This is a genomic window from Synechococcus sp. ATX 2A4 (genome assembly GCF_024346375.1).
Classification (GTDB): domain Bacteria; phylum Cyanobacteriota; class Cyanobacteriia; order PCC-6307; family Cyanobiaceae; genus MW101C3.
On the sequence record NZ_JAGQCV010000007.1, the window covers coordinates 103,055 to 122,008 of the forward strand.

Below are 18,954 nucleotides of genomic sequence, written 5' to 3' on the forward strand. Positions count from 1 at the left end.
CGAGATCGGCGGATGGGTGTGCAGCCGGTGGGAGGACGTGATGCCTGTTCGTTTCATGGCAAGCCCTGTTTTCCCCGCCTCCAGCAGCATGCAGCCGAACCACCGCAGCAACGCTCTACTGAAGATCCTGTGCTGTCGCTGCCCCGCTCCATTGCCTTCCGCGTGCGTGTGCTCGCCGCACGGGCGCGCAGGCATGTGTGGGTTTGGTAGCGGCTGTGGCTCTTGGGTGCCCAGATCTCGCCCTAGTCTTGACGATTGCCCAGCCACCTGCCTGTGCCCGTCTGGCTCACCCTGGTTCTGCTGTCCGTGTCCGGCACCTTGTGGCTGTCGGGTTCCAACAACGCCGACGACGTGATCGGCCTGCTGGAGCGGATCCTGTCGGTGGGGGCGCTGATGGTGGTGGTGCTGGTGGGCCGCGGGGTGCCGTTGGAGATCGCCGGGGTTCTGCTGGCCTTCTGGCTGCCACGCGCCCGCGCCAACCAGGCGCCGCCACCGATCCCCCACCGCGACGACGTGTCGATTCCGTTCTGAGCCCAATGCTCAGCCCGGAGCTGAGCCTCTGCTGCGTTCAGTGGCGCAGCTTCACCGTGCGGGGCAGCGTTTCCGTGATCGCCCCTTCCCCATCCAACTCTGGATAGGGGCGGCCCTGCTGCTGGCACCAGCGCGCCACCTCCGGGTAGGCCCATTCGAACAGCAGCGTTTGCTGCCGCTCGGCTGGCACCCCTTCTCCGGACGAGGGCACCAGCCCGGCGGCCTGCCGTTGGCGCAGTGCCTCGAACAGCAGCACCGCCGCCGCCACCGACACATTCAGCGACTGCACCATGCCCCCCATCGGCACGAACAGCGCCTGATCCACCGCCGCCGCTGCCGGGCCGCTCAGGCCCCACTTCTCCGCTCCCAGCACGAAGGCTGTGGGACCGGTGAAATCGCAGCTGCGGTAGTCCACCGCGTTCACGCCCAGGTGGGTGCCATACACCTTGAAGCCCTGCTGCTGCAACGCTTTCACCGCCTCCACGCCGCTGGCGTGCGGGCGCAGGGCCACCCACTTCTGGCTGCCGCGGGCGGTGTCGTTGAAGGTGCGGGTGCGGCCCGGCATTGTTACCGCATGGGCCTCCAGCACCCCCACCGCATCACAGGTGCGCAGCACCGCCGAGAGGTTGTGGGGTTTGTCCACCGCCTCCAACAGCACCGTGAGATCCGCCATGCGGCGGTTCAGCACGGCCTGGAGCCGCTCGAAACGTCGGGGGAGCAGGGGCATTGCGAAGCGTGTGGTAACTCCGCCCCAGTTCAGCACTCAGTGCTTGGAGCGAGACTGCCATCAAGGGGAATGGGTGGTAACACCTGTGCAAGGACGGGCTCTATGAAGTCATCGTTGGTGATCCGTCCGTGGATCAGGGCATTCAGCTGACTTCTTTCACTTCCATCATGATCAGAGTAGATACTAATACTCGGTACGCACGCGTTGCTATCCATGAAATCCTCCAGAATTAAGGATAGCATTAGATCTGAGAGTTGTTCGGTTGCTGCTTCCTGGTTTTCCTTTCCGATATCCACGATTATTGTGACGTTTGCGCCAGAGGGGTGCTTGGAAATCTTACGGACAAGTTCGAGTAGCCCTTGGGGGCTCAGCTGGCTTGATCGATCTTCGTTAGTCTGTAAAGCACTTGCGATCACGTTGATCTGTTTGAGAGTGTAACGTGAGACAAGATCCTTGTTTCCTTCTGCATCCGTTGTTTTTTCGTCTTTTATTGCCTCCAATTGGATGTTTACATGGACCACGTTGCCTGGGGTGTGATCTTCCTTGCAGGCAATAATTCTAAAGCAACCCTTGAACCCGTAGCTTTTGCAGAGGTTGAGGTAGGCAGGGTGATCAATGCTGTAGTACAAGAACGAGTTAAGGTTCCAGAAGCTCACGTGAGTGGGATCTTGAAATGCACCTCGCCCATCTGTTGAAGGCACGAGAATATCTACGATTCCACCTGGCTTGCAAATTCTCCATATCTCGTTCATTGTGTGAATTCGGTCTGTAAGATGTTCAATTACGTCGTGAGCTCTTACCCTGTCTACGCTATTGCTGGCGAACGGGAATCTCTGATTTAAGTCGGCTACGCGGTCTACGCCCGCTGCTGGATACCTGTCCACGCCCAAATATCCTTCTGGCTTGTGGATGCCACAGCCAAGATCAATTTGCATGACAGAGGCTTCACGTGATTCCGGTTTTTCCAGTTGCTCAAGGACTGATGAAACAGTTTGTTGATAGGTACATCGGCTCATGATGTCATTATGAAGGGCTTCGCTGATTTCTTGCCGCTCTTTGTCGTGCGAAGGATCAAGGTAATAAGCTATCTTCTCGTTGAGCTCCTCAGGGCTTCGGTATGAGATTGAGTCCGCGACCTCGGTGAGTTCTGCAAGGCCTGGTCTCCAGTCGGTCAAGACAAACCCACCTGCTCCAGCGATGTCAATCACACGATTGATCACGGCATTGTCAAACTGAAGGGAAGTGATGTTAAGATTGATTCTCTTTTCTTTGTAGATTTGAGCTAATTTGACAGGATCGTGCTGGGCTGCAAAATAGTGCACACTGTCTTTGTCTATCTTTGCATTCTGTTCAGACGCGTAAATGGGTAAGATCCCTCCGTAGATGGCTATGCTCGGCGCATTGAGTCTTTGTAGTATCTCACCGCGAAATGGCAGTGATAACCCATGCGCTTCACATCGATACTGAATCTTCCTTGACGTGAACTGGATCGACGCCGCTTCATGAGGTGATAAAGATCTTGCATGACGAACTGATGACGGAGCAATCGGATGTGCGAGATTGCATACTCGTGCCCAGAAATCTCTTCGCAAGTGGTGGCTCAATGGGTCTTCTTGTGCCATGTTGCTAAGCCATGACATCACATGACCTACAAAGCAGACTTCTGGATGGCTTGGCTGGGCTTCATAGTCCGATATAATCTCAGTTGAAGATCTTAAGGGGTAAGAGTTCTTGATGCCTGCTTCCGCAAGGTCGCTCAAGCCTTCATGCTCAAGGCAAAAGTGGTGACTTCTCGATGCGGACCGAATGTAAGCGCTTAGGGTGATTGGAGTGGTATTTCCTGCTGCAGCGTAAATTAGGGGATAATCGAAGTGTAGAAAAACCAAGTTGCAATCTATTTCTTCTAGCAAAAGCCTGCCTGAAGCCCATGTGCAGACATGGTGGAGCATTCTCGTTGGGTCGACCAGTATAATATGGGTGGGGTTCCATGCTGCGATTGATTGCTTGTATTCGAGTTGTGAGCCCGATAGATTTGGAGCCAGTATTGCAGCATTGTATCCATGTTCAATGAGGCTGTTTCTTATGCATCTTATTATTCTGCAATAGATCGTGGTTTGACTGTCTTCAAGTAAAAACCTCACTGGAATTAGAGCGCATACCCCATGTTTTTAGCACTATTTGCCTTTGCTGGCTGAACGCTGATCAGCTTCCTCAGTTCAGCACAGGATCCAGCCCCGGAATCACGGCGATCGCGTCGCTGCTGCTGCGCACCGCCACCCCATCACGCAGCAGCCTGAAGCTGCCCGCGTCCTGCACGCGGCGGCCGTCGGCGCTGCGCGCGTCGATCGCCACCCGGCCATCGCCGAAAAAGGCATAGGCGCTGCGGGCGCCATCGGCCCAGGCGAGCTGATAAAACGTCTGCCCCTGGGCGGTTTCGCCGCGGCTGAGCTGGCAGGGGATTGAGGCGGCCGCGTCCTCGTCGGGCCGTTTGAACAGGCAGAGCGTGGTGTTGCCTTCGCCACCGGGGGCCTGGGCGATCGGTGGGCCTGCCGGTGCAGGGTCAGCCGCGGCTGACGCGGGCGGCAGGTCCGCCAGGAAGTCCTGCACCACCGCCGCGGAAATGGCGAAGTTGAGGCCTTCGCTGTCTTTGAACTTGAAGGTGGCCACCCCCGCCACGCAATTGCCGGCATTGAGCACCGGCCCGCCGGAGTTGCCCGGGTTGATCGCCGCATCCACCTGCAGGATCTTGTTGCTGTCGCGCAGGCTGCTCACCACGCCGCGGCTGAGGCTGAACTCCAGCCCCTTGGGGGCGCCGATCACGAACACCTCCTGCCCCACCGCTGACGCCTGATCGGCGATGCGCAACGGCGTGCCCTTGGTGCCCTGCACCGCCAGCAGGGCCAGGTCGCTGCTGGGCGTGTCGCCCCGGCCGCGGGCCACCACCCGCGCGCCATCGCGCTTGCCATCCACCCACTTCAACCGCACGCTTTCGGTGCCCTGCACCACGTGGGCATTGGTGATCAGAAACGTCTGCCCGTCTTGATGGGCCACCACGAAGGCGCTGCCCACCCCATCGCCGTGCGTCACCACGGCCACCCCCTGCTTGGCGCTGTTGAACACCTGCTCGGCGCTCTGGGTTCTGTTGCTGCAGCTCTGGCCTGTGGGGGCCGGCGCCACTGCCGCCAGCTTCGGCGTGGGTGCGGTGGCATTGCTGCGCACCGCCGTGCAGCTCGAAAGCAGCATGGCCAGGCCGGTGGCCCCTGCCGCGGCAACGGCCCACGCGGGGCGTCGGGGAGGGGCCGGGGGCTGGGCTGGTGAGGGCTGGTGGGGGAGGAGCATGGGGGGTGTCGTCAGCGGACGATCCGAGGCAGACCTTCGTCCTACGTCGCCTGAGTCCCCTGTCTGTCACTGGCAGCAGGGCGCCTGATGACAGGATCTTTCCCCCCAGCCCTGCGGTGGGATCCTGTCACTGTTCGGCCTCCTGCAGCGGCCAGACTCTCCGGCCATGGCGAACCTGTTCGATCAACGCGTCTGGGCGGAGGTGGAGCGCATTCCCCACGGCCGGCTGGCCACCTACGGGCAGATCGCCGATCGGATCGGCGCTTACGGCTGTGCCCGGCAGGTGGGCTGGGCGCTGCGGCGGTTGCCGTTGCCCTCAGCCGTGCCCTGGCATCGGGTGGTGAACGCGCAGGGGCGGATCAGCATGAGCCTGGGCCGCGAAGGCAGCGATTGGATCCAACGCGACCTGTTGCTGGCCGAGGGCATTCCGGTGGCAGACGACGGCCGCCTGCCGCTGCGGCGCTATCTGTGGGTTCCACCGCTGCCTGCCGATTGAGCGCCGCGTCCCCCGCTTCCACCCCGCCCGCCAGCACGGCGCCCCCCGGTCTTGAGGCCCGGCGGGTGGCCTGGCGGGTGCTGCTGGCGGTGGCTTCGGGCGCCTATGCCGATCTGGCCCTGGAGCGGGAGTTGCGCCGTCTGCCGCTGGCGCCCCAAGACCGGGGCCTGGCCACCGAGCTCGCCTATGGGGCGATCCGCCAGCGGCGCCTGCTGGATGCCTGGCTCGATCAGCTCGGCAAGGTGCCCGCTGAGCAGCAGCCGCCGCCGCTGCGATGGCTGCTGCACCTGGGGCTCTATCAATTGCTGTTCTCCCAGCGGGTGCCGGCGTCGGCGGCGGTGAGCACGGCGGTGGAGCTGGCCAAACGCGATGGTCTCGCCCGCTTGGCGCCGGTGGTGAACGGCCTGCTGCGCGCCTTCCTGCGCCGCACCGCCCCCCTGCCGCTGCCGGCCGATCCCGCTGCCGCCTTCGCCCTGCGCCATTCCCTGCCCGATTGGTTGGCGGCGGATCTGTTGGCCTGGCTGCCGGCCGAGCAAGCCGATGCGTTCGCTCTGGCGGCCAACCAGGCCCCGCCGCTGGATCTGCGCGTGAATGTGCTGCGCAGCAGCCGCGACGCCGTGCTGGCGGCCTTCGAGGCCGCCGGGGTGCCCGCCGAACCGCTCGCCGATCTGCCCGCCGGCCTCACGCTCACCGCCCGCAGCAGCGATCTGCGCGCCCTGCCCGGCTATGCGGAAGGCCACTGGTGCGTGCAAGACCGCGCCGCCCAGACGATCGCGCCCCTGCTGGAGGCGCAGCCGGGCGAGCGCATCCTCGATGCCTGCGCCGCCCCCGGCGGCAAAAGCACCCACATCGCTGAACTGATCGGTGATGTGGGCACGGTGGTGGCCGTCGATCGCTCCAGCGGCCGCCTGCAGCGCGTGCACGACAACGCCGAGCGGCTCGGCCTGCACACGATCAAACCGCTGCAGGGCGATGCGGCGGCCTTGGGGGCGGATCTGGCAGCAAAGCTGGGGGCGGCGCCCTTCGATCGCGTGCTGCTGGATGCCCCCTGCTCGGGCCTCGGCACCCTCGCCCGCCATGCCGATGCCCGTTGGCGCATCACCCCCGCCGCCATCGACGCCCTGGTGGAGCTGCAACAGAGCCTGCTGGCCGGCGTGGCCCCGCTGCTGCGGCCCGCTGGCCGTCTGGTGTATGCCACCTGCACCGTGCATCCCCGCGAGAACCAGCAGCAGATCGCGGCCTTCCTCGCCGCCCACCCCGGCTGGCAGCTGCGCGTTGAGCAGCAGCTCTGGCCCCGGCCGCAAGGCGGCGATGGCTTTTATGCCGCCGTGCTCCAGGCGCCCTGAGGCGCGTGCTCCAGGCGCCCTAAGGCGCCGGCGGTGCCACCGGAGAGGGTGCTGGCGGTGGCGCTACGGGTGCCGGTGGTGCCGGTGGAGCTGCCGGTGCTGGCGCGGCCGCAGGCGGGGGCGGCTGGCTGGGGGAATTGGGCCGTGACGGCACCGAGGGGGTGGCGGGTGCCGGCTCTGGGGCTGGCCTCGGTGCGGGGGTGGGGGCGTCCGGCGCCGGTGCAGCAGGGTCCGCCGGATCGCCCCGGAAGCGGCCGTCGTCGCGGAAGTCTTGCTCCGGCCGGGTTGGTGTGGGCTCCCAGCTGCGCGGCGCTTCAGGTGCCCGCTCGACCGGCCTGGCCGGTGCCGGCGGCTTCACGCCCCGCACGTTGAAGGTATTGGTGAGCGCGGGCTTGGGCGGGAACGGGCGCACCGGCAGATCCTTGGTGATCACGGCCATGTAGCGGCCCCAGGCGGCCGCCGCCGCGCCGCTGTCGCTGTTGGTCTTGCGGTTGTTGTCGAAGCCCAGCCAGACGCCGGTGGTGAGCTGGGGAATCGCGCCCACGAACCACAGATCGCGGGCGCCTTCCGAGGTGCCCGTCTTGCCGGCCACCGGCCGGTTCGGCAGGGCCGCCCCGCCGCCGGTGCCATTGGTCACCACGCGCTGCAGCATCCACACCATGGCGTCGGCCACATCGGAGCTCACCACCCGGCGGCCGCGATCGCCCTGCACGCGGCGGCTCCACAGCAGCTGACCCTCCGGCCCGCTGATCTCCTCAAACGGGGTGGGCGGCACAAAAATGCCCCGGTTCACCACGCCCGCGTAGGCGGCGGTCATGTCGAGCACCGTCTGCTCGTAGGCGCCGATCCCCATCGGGTAGAAGCGGCCCAGCTCCCGCGTGATGCCCAGGCCCTGGGCCACGGCGATCACCTTGTCGAAGCCCACCTGCTGCAGCAGGCTCACCGCCACCACGTTCAGGGAGTTCTGCAGCGCCACCGCCAGCGATACCCGGCCCAGGTAGCGGTTGCCGAAGTTTTTCGGGCAGTAACCGGCAAAGCAGCGCGGCGCATCCAGCACCGTGGTTTCCGGCGTCATGCCGGCCTTGAGCGCCGCCAGATACACGAACAGCTTGAAGGTGGAGCCCGGCGAACGCAGCGCCTGGGTGGCGCGGTTGAACTGGCTTTCGTTGAAGTTCTTGCCGCCCACCATCGCCCGCACCAGGCCGGTGCCCGGCTCGATCGTGACCAGGGCCCCCTCCATGGCACCGAAGGCACTGCGCTCGATCACCTGCTCGGCTTCTTTCTGCCACACGAGATTGAGGCTGCTGCGGATCGTGAGCCCGCCCACCTCCAGCTGCTCGGGGGTGAGCACTTTGGGCAGCTCCTGTGCCACCCAGCTGGTGAAATACGGTGCGCGGCTGGTCCAGAACTTCGGTTCGGCCGGCTTGAGATCCAGCGGTGCCCCGTTGGCTTCCGCCTCTTCGCTGGCGTCGATGAAGCCGGCTTCGCGCATGCGCCGCAGCACCACCGCCCGGCGCCGCTGCGCCAGATCCGGATTCACCAGTGGCGAATACACCGAGGGAGCCGGCGGCAGGCCGGCGATCAGGGCCGCCTGCGGCAGCGTGAGCTCTTCCGGGGTCTTGGAGAAGTAGATCCAGGCGGCATCCGCCACCCCATAGGCGCTGGAGCCCAGATACACGTAGTTGAGATATTGCTCAAGGATCTGCTCCTTGCTGAGTTCACGCTCCAGCTTTCCCGCCAGCAGCGCTTCCTGCAGCTTGCGCACCAAGGTGGGGTCCTGGCTGAGGAACACCAGCCGTGCCAGCTGCTGGGTGATCGTGCTGGCCCCTTCCTCCACCGCGCCCCGCTGCACGTTGCGCCACAACGCCCGGCCGATGCCCCAGGCGTCGATGCCGCTGTGCTCGTAGAAACGGCGATCTTCAGCCGCGATGAAGGCCTGCTCCACCAGCTCGGGCATCTGGCCGCCCACCAGCTTTTCGCGCGTGGCCGGGCCCAGCTTCTGCAGCACCTGGCCATCGGCCGAAAGAATCGTGACGGTGCCGGGCCGGTTGAACGTGCCGATGCGGCTCACATCCGGCAGGGTCTGGTCGAGGGTGCGCACCACGAAGGCCTGGCCAACGGCCACCACCCCACCGGCACCCGCCGCCAGCAGCGCCGTGACGAGAAGCTGGCGCTGGCGGCGCCTCACATTCCCACCGTCAGCGGGCTGTGCCCGATCGCAAGGGCGGTGACCAACATGCCGAGCACCAGAAAGGGCTGGGCGCTGGCCTGATATTTCACGTCAAAGGCCACCGGATCACGCAGCAGCCAGATGTCCTGAAAGGTGATCTGGGGCACGATCAGCAGCACCAGCAGCACCGCCGCGAAATGCTGGCCGATGGCGATCAGCACGCCCACCATCGCCAGCTGAAAGAGATCGATCATCAAGGCGCTGATCCAGCTGGCCCGCTGGATGCCGAACACCACCGGCAGCGATTGCAGGCCCAGGGCGCGGTCGCCTTCCACGCTCTTGAAATCATTCACCACCGCAATGCCGAGGCCCGCCAGGCTGTAAGCCAGCGTGAGCAGCGCCGTGGCCCAGGTGAGCTGGCCGAACAGGGCCTGACCCGCCCACCAGGGCAGGGCGATGTAGCTGGCGCCCAGGGCGTAGTTGCCCAGCCAGCCGTTCTGCTTGAGCTTGAGGGGCGGGGCGGAATAGATGAAGCTCACGAAGGAGCCGCACAGCGCCAGCAGCAGCACCACCGGCGTGCTGTGGCCCGCCCAGCGATCCAGGCCCCAGGCCACCGCCAGCCCCGCCAGCAGCAGCACCCAGATCTGCGCCTTCACCTGCGGCAGCGAAATGGCCCCCGACGGGATCGGCCGGTACGGCTCGTTGATCGCGTCGATTTCGCGGTCGTAGTAGTCGTTGATGGTTTGCGTGTAGCCGGCCAGCAGCGGGCCGCTCATCAACATGCAGGCGAAGGAGGCCAGCACGTTCGGCAGGGTCCATTCGAAGCGGCCTGACGCCGCCGCGCCGCAGATCACCCCCCAGATCAGGGGGATCCAGGTGACCGGCTTCATCAGCTGCAGCCGCAGCTTCCACAGGCTGCTGGTGCCGCTGGCACCCTTCATGCCCAGCAGCTGCCTGGCGCTGCCGGACGCCTCGGCGGCCTTGCTGGCCTTGGAATCGGGGGTGTCGCTCAAGTGAGAGAGGCGAAGGGGACGCTCAGGCCGGGGCGATTTCGTCGTCGAAGAACCAGCCGGTGCTGCCGTTGCTCAGTTCCACCACCACGCCGATGCCGCTGCCGTCGGTCATCTTGAATTCCTTGACCACGCCCGAGGCATCGCTCTGCAGCACGCCCACCATCTCGGCGGGGATGCGGTCACGCACCCGCTGGATCCGCACTTTTGAGCCGATCGTGATGGCGTTCTGCGACATGAAGCCGGGCCAAAAATGCCTGTAAACATTACCAGCGCCCTCGCGGCACGCGGCGGGTCGAAACTGGTCGGCTCACTCCCCTATCCCCCCTGACCGCCCTGCGCCGTCACCCCCCCATGGTTGCCAAACGCATCATTCCCTGCCTTGACGTGGCCGATGGCCGTGTGGTGAAGGGGGTGAACTTCGTGGGCCTGCGCGATGCCGGCGATCCGGTGGAGCTCGCCTGCCGCTACGACGCCGCCGGCGCCGACGAGCTGGTGTTCCTCGACATCGCCGCCAGCCACCAGGGCCGCACCACCCTGGTGGACCTGGTGCGCCACACCGCCGAGGCGGTCACCATTCCTTTCACCGTTGGCGGTGGCATCGGCTCGGTGGACGGCATCACCGAGCTGCTGCGTGCCGGCGCCGACAAGGTGAGCCTCAACTCCTCCGCCGTGCGCACGCCCGACCTGGTCACTGCCGGCGCCCGTCGCTTCGGCGCCCAGTGCATCGTGGTGGCGATCGACGCCCGCCGCCGCCAGCTGCCGGCAGGGGCCGCCCCCGCCTGGGATGTGTATGTGAAAGGGGGGCGGGAGAACACCGGGCTCGACGCCGTGGCCTGGGCCCGCCAGGTGGTGGCGCTCGGTGCCGGCGAGATCCTGCTCACCTCCATGGACGGCGACGGCACCCAGGCGGGCTACGACCTGGGGCTCACCCGCGCAGTGGTGGAGGCGGTGGAGGTGCCGGTGATCGCCTCCGGTGGCGCCGGCTGCATCGACCACATCGCCGCAGCACTGAGCGAGGGCAAGGCGGCAGCGGCGCTGCTGGCCTCGCTTCTGCACGACGGCGTGCTCACGGTGGAGGAGATCAAGGCCGATCTGCTGAACCGAGGGCTGGTGCTGCGCCCGCCGGCCCCACCGCTGCGCCCGCCCGCGCCGCTGCCGCCGGCCCGGCCGCTGTAAGAGCTCGTTACATTGGAAAGGTTCCTCTTCGCCTGCCGGTCACCCGTTTGCGTTTCGCTGTGCCGGTCGTTCTGTCTCCCCTCGCCACTGCGATCAGCCTGCTCACTGTGGTGGCGGTGGTGGGCCTCGTGGCGTGGGCGCTGCAGCTGATGGAGGCGGCCAACGCACGGCGCGAATTTTCGCTGATGCTGGCCGGCTGCATGGTGTGCTCCGCTGCCGTTGGCCTGGCCACCGTGATGGTGATCACCCTCACCAGCCCCGAGCGTTTCTCCGCCGCCGGTGTGGCCCGCGGCGAGGCCGATGCCGGCATCAGCCTCGATGCCGTGGCTCTGCCCTTCGACGACCCGCTGGAATGTCTGGTGGATGTGCGTTTCTGCGCTTCCCTGCCATCCTCCTGAGCGCCCCTCCTGAGCGCCCTTACCAGCGCGGTTCGCTTTGAAGCCCGGTGATCCCCACGCGGTGCGCGAGCTGTTCGACAGCATTGCCCCCCGCTACGACCAGCTCAACGACCTGCTCAGCCTCGGCCTGCACCGCGTCTGGAAGCGGCAGGCCGTGCGCTGGCTGCAGCCGGCACCAGGCCAACAACTGATCGATCTGTGCTGCGGCACCGGCGATCTCGCCCTGCTGCTGGCGGCAAAGCTCCGCCCCGGTGGCAGCGTGCTGGGCCTCGATGCGGCTGCCGCTCCCCTGGCGATCGCCCAGCAACGCAGCGTCCGCCAGCCCTGGTTGCCGGTGCGCTGGCAGCAGGGTGATGCCCTCGCCACCGGCCTGGCCACGGGCCGCTTCGACGGGGCGGTGATGGCCTACGGCCTGCGCAACCTCAACGCGCCGGGGCCGGGCCTGCAGGAGCTGCGGCGGCTATTGCGCCCCGGTGGCCGCGCCGCCGTGCTCGATTTCAACCGTCCCGATCCGGCCACCCCAGCCGGTGCCGCCGCCGCCAGCTTCCAGCAGCTCTACCTGCGTCGCCTGGTGGTTCCCGCCGCCCGCCGCTTCGGCCTGCCCGAGCAGTACTCCTATCTGGAGGCCAGCCTGGAGCGGTTCCCCCGCGCCGCCGATCAGGAGGCCCTGGCCCGCAGCGCCGGCTTCACCCACGTGCGCCACCGGCCGCTGATGGGCGGCCTGATGGGACTGCTGCAGCTGGTGGCGTGAAATGGGTGGCCTGAAACGCTGAAGAGCCGCTGGCTGCCTTGCGGCTGGCTGCAGTGAACGGCTGCCTTCTGACAGGATCGATGGCCGGCGCTTCGCCCGGGCCGCCGCACGCTTTGCCCGGCCCTCCGCACGCTTCGCCCCGCTCTTCAGAACCCGGCCATGCTTTTTCAGGACATCATCTCCACCCTGAACCAGTTCTGGGCGGCGCAGGGATGTCTGCTGCTGCAGCCCTACGACACCGAGAAGGGCGCCGGCACGATGAGCCCCCACACGGTGCTGCGGGCGATCGGGCCCGAGCCCTGGGCCGTGGCTTACCCCGAACCCTGCCGCCGCCCCACCGATGGCCGCTACGGCGACAACCCCAACCGGGCGCAACACTATTTCCAATATCAGGTGCTGATCAAGCCGTCGCCCGACGGCATTCAGGAAACCTATCTGGCCTCGCTGGAAGCGCTCGGCATCCGCGCCGCCGACCACGACATCCGCTTCGTGGAAGACAACTGGGAATCCCCCACCCTCGGCGCCTGGGGCGTGGGCTGGGAGGTGTGGCTCGATGGCATGGAGGTCACCCAGTTCACCTACTTCCAGCAGTGCGGTGGCCTCGATTGCCGGCCGGTGTCGATCGAGATCACCTACGGCCTCGAACGCCTGGCCATGTATCTCCAGGATGTGGAAAGCATCTGGGATCTGCGCTGGAACGGCCAGCGCTCCTACGGCGAGATCTGGCTGCCGTTCGAGAAAGGCCAGTGCACCTACAACTTCGAGGCCTCCAACCCCGAGCGCCTGCAGCAGCTGTTCGCGCTCTACGAAGCCGAGGCCGCCGATCTGGTGGCCCGCAAGCTGCCGGCACCAGCCCTCGACTTCGTGCTCAAGTGCAGCCACACCTTCAACCTGCTGGAGGCCCGCGGCGTGATCTCGGTGACGGAGCGCACCGCCACGATCGGCCGCATTCGCCTCCTGGCCCGCCAGGTGGCCCAGGCCTGGCTTGCGGAACGGGAGGCCCTGGGTTTTCCCCTCCTGGCAACAGCGGCACCCCAGCCGGCCGCCGTGGCCAGCGCTGCCTCGCTCTGAGCGTTGAAACGCACGTTGCTGGTGGTGGTGCTGCTGGCCGGCAGCTTCCAGATCGGCCGGCTCACCGAGCGGGCGCTCTGGCCCTGCCGGCTGCGGCCGGTGGCCGCCCTGGTGGCGCCCCTGCTGGGCCAGACCATGCCCAGTGAGCAGGTCTGCGACCTGATTCAGCTGTTGCCCAGCTTCTGATGGCCCGCCGCAAGCAGGCAGCAGCAGGCAGCAGTGGGCAATAGCGCGCAACAGCGGGGAACCCTGAGCGCACATCGGCGATCAGGAGTTGCAGGCATGCCCTTCGTGGTGGTGAGCGTGGCCCTGGCGGCATTGGCGCTCGGCTTGACGCCACACGGCTGGCTGGGCGCGATCCCGGTGGCCGCGGCGGCCTGGTGGTGGCTGGCGCGGCAGGGCGCGCCGCGGCGCTCGCGGCTGTTGGTGCTGGCCTTGCTGCCCCTGCTGATGCTCTGGGTACAGCTGCGCCTGCCCCAGCCGGGCCCGGCCGATCCGGTGCGGCTGCTTGGGGCTGAGGCCTCACGCCCGGCCGAACTCAGCGGGCGCCTGCTCAGCGATCCCCGCCCCAATGGCGTGAACGGCGGCTGCCGCGTCGTGCTGGCGAGCGCCGGCGGCAACACCGAGCTGCGGTTGGCCACCTGCCCGCCCCTGCAGGAAGGCTGGCGGGTCGCTGTTCGCGGCGTGCTCAGCCGCCCCGCCGCGCCGGCCCATCCGCTGCTGGGCGGCGGCGCCGAGCGTCTGGCGCGGCAAGGAGTGTGGAGCCGGCTCAAGGTGGCGGCCAGCCCTGAGGCGCTGCGGGTGCTGGCCCGCCCGGCCGCGCCGGTGGCCGATCTGCGCCGCCGCATGGCCGCCGCGCTGTTGCAGCAGAACGGCCAGGAACGGGGCGGGGTGCAGGCCGCCCTGGTGCTCGGCAGTGCCGTGGTCCCCCTGCCGGCTGCGGTGCGCGAGGCCTTTCGCGCGGCGGGTCTCTCGCACGCGCTGGCGGCCTCCGGTTTCCATCTCACCGTGCTGCTGGGGGCGGTGATGGCCCTGGGCCGGCGGTTGCCACGTCTGCCCCGTTGCCTGCTGGCGGTTGGCGCCATGCTGCTGTTCCTGCTGCTGGCGGGCCCCCAGCCCTCGGTGGTGCGGGCGGTGCTGATGGGGGCTGTGGCCTTTGCCGTGCTCGAAAGCGGCCAGCGCAGCCGGCCGCTGGGGGTGCTGCTGGCGGCCGTGTTGCTGATGCTGTTGGTGCAGCCGGCCTGGTTGCTCGATGTGGGCTTTCAGCTTTCGGTGGCGGCCACCGCCGGCCTGATGCTCACCGCCAGGGATCTGGAGCAGGCGCTGGCCTGCCGCCTGCCGGGCTGGGCCGCGGCGGGGGTGGCGGTGCCGCTGGCCGCCTCGCTCTGGACCCTGCCGCTGCAGCTGCTCCATTTCGGCACCGTGCCGCTCTGGGCCGTGCCCGCCAACCTGGCGGTGGCACCGTTGCTCACCCCGCTCACGCTCGGTTCGATGGCGGCGGCGCTGGTGGCCGTCACGGTGCCGCCGCTGTTGCCGCTGTTTGCCTGGCCCCTGGGCCAGCTCAGCGCCCTGCTGCTGTGGCTGGCCCAGACGTTCGCCGCCCTGCCGCTGGCCCAGTGGCAGGTGGGGCGGGCCCAGCCGCTGCTGGTGGCCCTGTTCGCCCTTGGTCTGCTGCCCTCTCTGGTGCCCGCCCTGGGGCGGCGGCTGCGGGGCTGGGCCCGCCCGCTGGGCCTGGCGGCCATGGCACTCACCGTGGCGGTGCACCTGGCGGCATTGGCGGGGGATCAGTTGCTGGTGGTGCATCAATGGGGCGGTGATCTGCTGATTGCCCGCCATCAGGGCCGGGCGGCCCTGCTCAGCAGCCGCGCCGATGGCCTCAGCTGCGGCACTGCCGCCCGGCTGGCGGTGGGTCTGGGCGTGCAGCGCTTCGACTGGATCCAGCTGCTGGATCCGGTGGCCACAGCCGATCGGGCCTGCTGGCAGGGGCTGGCTGGCCTGGTGTTGGATGCCGGCGATGGCAGTGCGTCATTACAGCCGGGGCAGCGGCTGGAGAGCCGTGGGTTGCAGCTCGCTCCGCTCACCGCCAGCAGTGCCGCCCATGTGCTCACGGTGGGCCGTCACGCCTGGCTGCTGCTGCCCGATCGGCAGTCGCTGTGGGCGTGGCAGCAGCAGGCGGCAAGCAACAGCACCCCGTTGCCGCCCCATCTGGCTGGTCTCTGGCTTGGGTTTCCACCGCGCCAGACGGAATGGCAGACCCTGGAAGCGGCCGGGGCGGGGCGGCGCTGGGTGAGCGGCGACTGGCCGACCCCAGCGGCGGGTTGGAGGGCCAGCGGGGCCAGTGGTTTCCTTCAGGGGGCCGCCGGCTGACCGCTTCGTAAGCTGGGGCGGTTGGGATCGCAACTCCTTCGGAGTGGCGGATCTGGCTTCCCTGGATCTTTTGCCCCTTCCGCCGCCTTTGTGGGTCCGGGGGATGGGAACGGCTCCAGGGTTCTGTCAGGAGAGGTGGCTGAGTGGTCGAAAGCGAACGACTCGAAATCGTTTGAAGGGAAACCTTCCGTGGGTTCGAATCCCACCCTCTCCGTTTCATGATTCAGAACAGCGACGAGCCGGGCTCCATGCACGTCGGCAGCCGGCCTTGGCTAGGGGTGAGCGGCTCTAAGTCTGCTCTTTCTTGCATTGAGTGATGGCGTTATAAGAGCGTCTGTGCGGTCCTCGTTGGCCGACCCTCCGCTGAGCCATGCCAAGGGGAGTGGAGTGTTTCCTCCTTCACCCTTCCCCCCCACCCATTCACTTCGCCCACGCGTATGGATGCTCTTGTAGTTCCCCTCACTTCCCCTTTTCTCATCCAGTGGTTCCACGGCTTCTGGCACATCTGGGACCGGTGTTACGGCAAGATTGAAAGCATGGACCTGCAGCGCGCTTGATCCCTTCCTTGACTGACGGCGTGAGCCAAGCACGCACCATTTTGGGCGCGATCCGTAAGGGCTGGCCGCGGGTGACCCCTGGAGATCCGCTGGCTGCAGAGACCGGCGTCTTCGGGCTCGTTGCTACCGCGACTTGTGCGCTGTTGGTGCTCACCATTTTCTTCTTGGATGGAAAATTACAACAGGCGCAGCGCATCTGGAAAGCAGAGAGCAACTTGCTGCAGATGCGTGTCGACTGGCATAGGTTGACTGCTAAGGAATGGGCTCAAAAAGACCAAATCAACGCATTCGTCGTTGACGATCAATCTGAAGCGTTAAAGGCGTGGCTGGAGAGTGCTCCAATCCTCCAAGGCGGCCAGAATCTCCTGATCGCCGATGCCCGTGGGCGGGTTGTGTTCGATTCACTCTCGGCCCGTAAGGACGAGGCACTGAGTCCTGCAGCCAGGCAGGAGTTGCAGCGATGTATGTCTCAGAAGCTCGCCAAGGTCCTAGCTGTACGGCGATTTGAACCTGCCGCCTCTTATGGCTGGGTCTGCCTGGATACGCACGTCTTCGCAATCGGTGCTGCTGCGGGGGTGCAGAGATCAGAAGAGAAGATGCTGCCAAAGGGCTGGGTCTTTCACTTCAGCCAGGCAGAGGTGAACGACTACGACGCTCAGCTGCTCAGGACCTTTCGTGATATCCGCAACGACCTCTCAATTGATGTCAACAAGGTGCCGCTGTTCGGCACCAATGCGCAGGGTCTGAGCTTCAATGCCACACCGGTGTTCTCGATCAGCGAGCTGGAGCCGCCCTCCACCCCTTGGCGCCTGCAGCAAACCTTGCCTTGGCAAGACCTGCTGCAGGGATACGGAATGGATGTGCTTGCACCTTGGCTCATCCTCTGCCTTGGACTGACCGCCGTGGGGCTGCTTCACCTCAGGTCCTTGCGCCACACCCCCCAACCCAGGCAGCGGAAACCGCTCATCGCTCCACCGGCATTCCGTATTTCGCGGCGCAAGAGTCTGCCGGAATCGTTGCAGCCCACGCCGGATCTGGCCGATGCCCTGCCTTTGCTGCCTGCGCTGGTGAAGGCCCACCCCATGCCTCTGCTGGTGGTGTTGTCCCCGCTGATTCGGGCCTTCGACGGCTCTGTGCCCAGTGGCCTGGAGGCTCAGAGCCGTATCCTGGTGCTGCTGGCAGATGGTTTCGAAATCACCTTTCCGGCGGTGATGCTGTGCCGAAGCCCAGAGCTCGCCTTGGTGGCGGTGGTGCCGCTGCCAGAAGCGTTGAATCGACACGAGGCGTCAACCCGGGAGGAGCTGGTGGCGCGGGTTCAGTCCATCATTGATCGGGCCATCGACACCATCCATACGGTGATTCGGGTGGATGTGAACGCCAGCTTGACGTGGCTGCAATCCGATCCCATTGGCCCCCAGATTCTGGGTCTCATCGCCATGAACCGGCAGATGAAGCATCACTGCCCACCAGCCTTCTTGAACGTAGAGGCTGCGGAGCAGCCCGCATTGCTGCGTTCCCAGATCAGCCAGGACTTTGAAGTTGCACGGCTGGCGGAGAACTTTATTGATCACCACTACAGGCTTGAAGATGTGATCATGTTTGTTGACAATGAACAGCATGTAGCTTATCGCGAAATGCTGTTCTCGCCCTCCAAGGACAATCATCCTGATGTGTCGACTCAGGACTTGATTCATTCGTTGGAGCGAACAGCAGCCATTCACCTGATCGACCGTTCCATGTTGCGCAAAGCGCTTTCCATCAGTGCGGAGGCCGCCAAGGTAACGGCACTGCCTGCGGAGCTGCGGCCATCAGCGGAGCGTCAGCGGCCAGCTGAACCCTTGCCGTTGATCGCCACCAATCTTTCTGCGCTCACCATCCAATCTGAGTTGCATCGCGACAGGATCATTGACCTGCTTGAGGGCTTTCCCCTGGCGGTGCGGCGGTGCATCGTGGTGGAAATCACCGAAACCGCCTTGCTCGGCGATGAAAACATCTGGCTTGAATTCTTTCGCTGTCTTGGCCGGTTGGGTGTGCGGGTGGCGATTGATGATTTTGGTTGCGGCCATGCGGCGCTTTCCTACCTGTTCCGTTACCAAGTCGACTTCATCAAGGTGGATCTTCAATACGCCCGTCTCATCCATGACCGGCGCGTGAACGCCATGGTGGAGTTTTTATTGAGCTTTGAAGTGGGCTATCCCACCCGTGTGATCATGGAGGGGATTGAATCGCAGAGCCAACTCACGCATTGGCGCCAGAAGGGCGTCACCCATTTTCAGGGCTATCTGTTTGACTACCCTGCTCAGGCCTGACATGCGCTGGTTTGTAAAGCTGGAAGAGGGCACCGTGGGGCGCCATCAGTTTGACCAGCACCTCAATGCACACCTTGCCTGGGTTGAGGATCTGAAGGCTCGTGGCCACTGCCCCACCACGGGCTATTGGCACGAGTGCAAAGGCCAGGCCGGTGCAGGGGGCATGCTGCTGTTCAAGGCCACTGGCTGGGAGGAAGCAGAAACCATCGTGCGCAGCGATCCCCTGATTCAGGCGGGAAGCGTGCGATGGATCTTGCATGAGTGGCGCGTGGTGGCCGGCAGCCTTGAGCCTTGAGCCTCGGGCCTTGAGAGGCAGCGCTCAGAAGCGGGCGAGGGCGGAGATCTTCACCAGCTTTTCTTGCTCGATGCCTTCGAGTTCACCCACATGGAGGAGGCCGTCTTTCACCAGGGTAGCGAACATAAAAATAAGCGAGGAATCCCTCAGATCAAACTTGCCATCCATCTCATGGCGTTTGGCACTCAGAAAATCGTGCAGGCTCCAGACATCATTAGGGCTGGCAGCATGCTCCACACGATTCTGAAGCGTAGCGATCAACGCGGATACCTCCCGTTGATAGGCCAACTCCATCGCTTTTTGAGCGGCTTCTTTTTCCTCGGGCGTCCAGCCGGAGAGGCTCACTTCCACCTTTCTTCAGAATTGTCTTTGTGTTATTCAGACCATAACACATCAAAAATCCGACCG

General features: G+C 65.5%; 18 protein-coding genes and 1 tRNA gene. 12 read left to right on the plus strand and 7 right to left on the minus strand.

Annotation, left to right across the window (positions count from 1 at the left end):
• The first annotated feature begins 306 nt into the window (after positions 1-306).
• Entirely contained in the window at positions 307-531 is a 225-nt protein-coding gene (locus tag KBY97_RS08410; RefSeq protein WP_255146342.1) for a hypothetical protein, read from the plus strand.
• A gap of 37 nt (positions 532-568) precedes the next feature.
• Here KBY97_RS08410 and trmH read toward each other — a convergent pair whose 3' ends face one another.
• The 3 genes from trmH to KBY97_RS08425 form a co-directional block, all read right to left on the minus strand.
• Positions 569-1,258: a tRNA (guanosine(18)-2'-O)-methyltransferase TrmH gene (gene trmH / locus KBY97_RS08415; RefSeq protein WP_255146344.1), complete on the minus strand. Its 690-nt coding sequence runs from the start codon at positions 1,256-1,258 to the stop codon at positions 569-571.
• Between the two features lie 29 nt (positions 1,259-1,287).
• Complete coding sequence (locus KBY97_RS08420) at positions 1,288-3,018, minus strand: glycosyltransferase (protein ID WP_255146346.1); 1,731 nt, start codon at positions 3,016-3,018, stop codon at positions 1,288-1,290.
• A 451-nt stretch (positions 3,019-3,469) separates the two neighbouring features.
• Complete coding sequence (locus KBY97_RS08425) at positions 3,470-4,597, minus strand: S1C family serine protease (RefSeq protein WP_255146348.1); 1,128 nt, start codon at positions 4,595-4,597, stop codon at positions 3,470-3,472.
• A 166-nt stretch (positions 4,598-4,763) separates the two neighbouring features.
• On the opposite strand from KBY97_RS08425, the gene KBY97_RS08430 reads away from it, so the two are divergent.
• Both KBY97_RS08430 and KBY97_RS08435 read left to right on the plus strand, forming a co-directional pair.
• Positions 4,764-5,093: an MGMT family protein gene (locus tag KBY97_RS08430; protein ID WP_255146350.1), complete on the plus strand. Its 330-nt coding sequence runs from the start codon at positions 4,764-4,766 to the stop codon at positions 5,091-5,093.
• Entirely contained in the window at positions 5,090-6,439 is a 1,350-nt protein-coding gene (locus KBY97_RS08435) for a 16S rRNA (cytosine(967)-C(5))-methyltransferase (RefSeq protein WP_255146351.1), read from the plus strand. The genes KBY97_RS08430 and KBY97_RS08435 overlap by 4 nt, the downstream gene beginning before the upstream one ends.
• 19 nt (positions 6,440-6,458) lie before the next feature.
• Here KBY97_RS08435 and KBY97_RS08440 read toward each other — a convergent pair whose 3' ends face one another.
• The 3 genes from KBY97_RS08440 to KBY97_RS08450 form a co-directional block, all read right to left on the minus strand.
• On the minus strand, positions 6,459-8,627 hold the full coding sequence (locus KBY97_RS08440) for a transglycosylase domain-containing protein (protein WP_255146352.1): 2,169 nt from the start codon (positions 8,625-8,627) through the stop codon (positions 6,459-6,461).
• Positions 8,624-9,550 carry a chlorophyll synthase ChlG gene (gene chlG / locus KBY97_RS08445; RefSeq protein ID WP_399217554.1) on the minus strand — a complete coding sequence of 309 codons (927 nt, stop codon included), beginning with the start codon at positions 9,548-9,550 and terminating at the stop codon, positions 8,624-8,626. The genes KBY97_RS08440 and chlG overlap by 4 nt, the downstream gene beginning before the upstream one ends.
• Positions 9,551-9,644: 94 nt before the next feature.
• Positions 9,645-9,857: a DUF2862 domain-containing protein gene (locus KBY97_RS08450; protein WP_255146354.1), complete on the minus strand. Its 213-nt coding sequence runs from the start codon at positions 9,855-9,857 to the stop codon at positions 9,645-9,647.
• A 116-nt stretch (positions 9,858-9,973) separates the two neighbouring features.
• On the opposite strand from KBY97_RS08450, the gene hisF reads away from it, so the two are divergent.
• From hisF to KBY97_RS08495, 9 genes are all read left to right on the plus strand, one after another.
• Complete coding sequence (gene hisF / locus KBY97_RS08455; RefSeq protein ID WP_255146355.1) at positions 9,974-10,798, plus strand: imidazole glycerol phosphate synthase subunit HisF; 825 nt, start codon at positions 9,974-9,976, stop codon at positions 10,796-10,798.
• Positions 10,799-10,857: 59 nt separating this feature from the next.
• Complete coding sequence (locus KBY97_RS08460) at positions 10,858-11,196, plus strand: hypothetical protein (RefSeq protein WP_255146356.1); 339 nt, start codon at positions 10,858-10,860, stop codon at positions 11,194-11,196.
• A gap of 37 nt (positions 11,197-11,233) precedes the next feature.
• Positions 11,234-11,947, plus strand: a complete 714-nt coding sequence (gene ubiE / locus KBY97_RS08465; protein WP_255146357.1) for a bifunctional demethylmenaquinone methyltransferase/2-methoxy-6-polyprenyl-1,4-benzoquinol methylase UbiE — start codon at positions 11,234-11,236, stop codon at positions 11,945-11,947.
• A 159-nt stretch (positions 11,948-12,106) separates the two neighbouring features.
• Entirely contained in the window at positions 12,107-13,018 is a 912-nt protein-coding gene (gene glyQ, locus KBY97_RS08470; protein ID WP_255146358.1) for a glycine--tRNA ligase subunit alpha, read from the plus strand.
• Between the two features lie 3 nt (positions 13,019-13,021).
• Positions 13,022-13,204: a hypothetical protein gene (locus KBY97_RS08475; RefSeq protein WP_255146360.1), complete on the plus strand. Its 183-nt coding sequence runs from the start codon at positions 13,022-13,024 to the stop codon at positions 13,202-13,204.
• Between the two features lie 96 nt (positions 13,205-13,300).
• Complete coding sequence (locus tag KBY97_RS08480) at positions 13,301-15,385, plus strand: ComEC/Rec2 family competence protein (RefSeq protein WP_255146362.1); 2,085 nt, start codon at positions 13,301-13,303, stop codon at positions 15,383-15,385.
• Between the two features lie 129 nt (positions 15,386-15,514).
• Positions 15,515-15,599 (plus strand) — tRNA-Ser (locus KBY97_RS08485).
• Positions 15,600-15,950: 351 nt separating this feature from the next.
• On the plus strand, positions 15,951-18,251 hold the full coding sequence (locus KBY97_RS08490; protein WP_255146363.1) for an EAL domain-containing protein: 2,301 nt from the start codon (positions 15,951-15,953) through the stop codon (positions 18,249-18,251).
• A gap of 1 nt (position 18,252) precedes the next feature.
• The gene (locus tag KBY97_RS08495) at positions 18,253-18,546 is read left to right on the plus strand and encodes a YciI family protein (RefSeq protein WP_255146365.1); all 294 of its coding nucleotides are present in this window, start codon (positions 18,253-18,255) and stop codon (positions 18,544-18,546) included.
• A 24-nt stretch (positions 18,547-18,570) separates the two neighbouring features.
• Here the strand turns inward: KBY97_RS08495 and KBY97_RS08500 are convergent, their stop codons facing one another.
• Positions 18,571-18,891, minus strand: a complete 321-nt coding sequence (locus KBY97_RS08500) for a hypothetical protein (protein ID WP_255146367.1) — start codon at positions 18,889-18,891, stop codon at positions 18,571-18,573.
• Positions 18,892-18,954: the final 63 nt, after the last annotated feature.